Origin of the sequence: Bartonella gabonensis, from assembly GCF_903679515.1 — a bacterium.
Lineage (GTDB): Bacteria > Pseudomonadota > Alphaproteobacteria > Rhizobiales > Rhizobiaceae > Bartonella > Bartonella gabonensis.
Map to the genome: position 1 here is coordinate 1 of NZ_CAHOYM010000049.1, position 2,500 is coordinate 2,500.

The window sequence follows — 2,500 nt, forward strand, 5'->3', positions numbered from 1 at the left end:
TCTGATAGGTGCGATTATTTCGAGTGTCTGATAGGTGCGATTATTTCGAGTGTTTGTGGTTATTATGGTTACAGAAGCCGTAAGGATTTTTGGGAGCTTTAAAATTTATTCCTCTCAAGCAAGCATAAAAAAGCTGTACAGATTTGTACAGCTTTTTTTCATTTAGTTATTTGAGGGATTGTTTTTCTTTATTTCTGTTCTCTTTATTTTTCCAAAGGATGTGAATTTTCTAAAGAAGCAAAGAGGTTATTGTTCTGGAAGGTTTGCGCTTTATCTCTCGATTTTTCTTAAGCAACATACTACGAGCATTGGAAAGAATGTAAAGAAGTAGAAGATACAATCCATTAGCACATAACGACCTCTATCTATTATATTTTCATATTTAAGGTAGATTTTACCACCCACCGGCGATAAAATCCCCTGTTACTACACAGGGACACCATTGAGTGTTTAGGTGCCTATTGTGCTTTTTTTCTCTATTACCTGCCCCTTTGTTTATCCTTTTGGCCTTTTTTAACTTTCAAAAGATAGAGAATTTTAGTGATTGGCAAATTTTTAGCATAGAGAAGTTGCATGGTAAAATTGCCAACGTTAGTGACATTGCAGCAAAGGCAAAAAACTCTCTTACGGACGAAGGATGGCGATAATGCCGATGGATGATATGCAAAAGTGTCACCGCAAAAAGGAAGCATATTGTGGCAAAGAGAGAGATGTAAGCTCTAGAAATGGGATAATGTGACAGATATCATAAAAGAGTACGTTAGCCTGTTCTTCAAGCGTTTTTAGAAAGAGAATGATAGATTGAGTTTCTAGCAAATTTTATATTTAGAATTACCTCCCTATAGGCTTTTTCCTTTTCCCACGCCCTTCTGGTACCTTTGCCATACTTCTATCTTTCCAAAGAATTAAGATTTATTGATTTTTTTGCAGAATTTTATTCTGCAGAGATAGTGGTGAGAGTTTTTAATTATGGTGTTTATCAGAGAGCTTCCTTATGTTTTTTACGCAGGAAGCCTTTTTGTCAGGGCATAGCTTTGTAATTGCGCGCGCTTAAGCAACATGATAGGAGCGTTGAAATAATATGGATATGTTTTAGAGATTTCTGTCATGATTTGACTTCGGCAATTTTCTTCTTAGCTTAGAGAGCATGCTGTTTTATAGTATTTACACAGCTCTCCTCTTAGGATGCAAAAATACTGTTCAGAATGAACTTAATCGCCTCCAAAGCTTTTTTTAAAAAACACTAATATGCAAAGATCTCTACTCCATCCAGAGAATATTGATCAGAGAGTAAGAGGTTGTAACTTCCTTTTGTTTTGATAAATTTTATGCAGCGCTTTATATGAGAACTTCTAAGTATAGCATTTGATTTAAAAAGCTTCCCCTTTTATTTTTTTAGGCAGGAATGCTGGGGATCATCGGCTATCACCAAGTCATAGCTTCATATGCATTTATGTGGACTGTTTTTTATCTGAGATGTCAGCAGCTTTTTACATGGGGAGAGGGATATAAATTTGTGCTGTTTAAGATGGGTATTTTTGTATATTTTAGGGATTTGAGTTAAGGATTGTTTTTTTTGGATATCCTCGCGCCATGCAGAAAGCAGAAAGATCTATCAGTTCTGTATGTCTGTGCAATGATTTTTTTTATATTTTATGTGGGATTTGAGCAATTTTTACGAAGGGAGAGCAGTTTTTTGCGTATTTTTTTGTTGATTTATTTTTGGTTGCGGGGGCAGGATTTGAACCTGCGGCCTTCAGGTTATGAGCCTGACGAGCTACCGGGCTGCTCCACCCCGCGTTATATATTCTAAGACAAGAACTTTTTATTGTCTACTGAGAGTGTGTATTATGTTTTTTTTTATATTATAAATTTCAAATAAGAGTATTTAGAGTTCTGTATGCATTTAGCAGACCTGGCGGCGACTTACTCTCCCGTGCCTTAAGGCAAAGTACCATCAGCGCTGGAGCGTTTCACGGCCGAGTTCGGGATGGGATCGGGTGCGTTCACTCCGCCATAACCACCAAGTCAGCAAAATGCATAAGAAGAGAAGCTGGTATTTTTGATTTTATGTTTTTATTTTAAGAATGAATATAGGAAATGGGAACGATCAAGTCGATCGAACGATTAGTATCAGTAAGCTTCATGTGTTACCACACTTCCACACCTGACCTATCAACGTGGTGGTCTACCACGGTTCTCAGGGAATACTAGTTTTCAGGTGAGTTTCCCGCTTAGATGCCTTCAGCGGTTATCTCGTCCGTATATAGCTACCCTGCTATGCGGCTGGCGCCACAACAGGTCCACCAGAGATACGTCCATCCCGGTCCTCTCGTACTAGGGACAGGTCCTGTCAATATTCCAACACCCACGGCAGATAGGGACCGAACTGTCTCACGACGTTCTGAACCCAACTCACGTACCGCTTTAAATGGCGAACAGCCATACCCTTGGGACCTGCTCCAGCCCCAGGATGCGATGAGTCGACATCGAGGTGCCA

At 39.1% G+C, this 2,500-nt stretch carries 1 tRNA gene and 2 rRNA genes (1 of these 3 cut by a window edge); all 3 read right to left on the bottom strand.

Annotated features, from left to right (window positions below):
- Nucleotides 1-1,723: 1,723 nt before the first annotated feature.
- Nucleotides 1,724-1,800 (bottom strand) — tRNA-Met (locus HWX04_RS07390).
- A gap of 113 nt (nt 1,801-1,913) precedes the next feature.
- Nucleotides 1,914-2,028, bottom strand: a 5S ribosomal RNA gene (gene rrf, locus HWX04_RS07395).
- 78 nt (nt 2,029-2,106) lie between these two features.
- Nucleotides 2,107-2,500 (bottom strand): 23S ribosomal RNA (locus HWX04_RS07400); it runs 2,417 nt beyond the window's last position.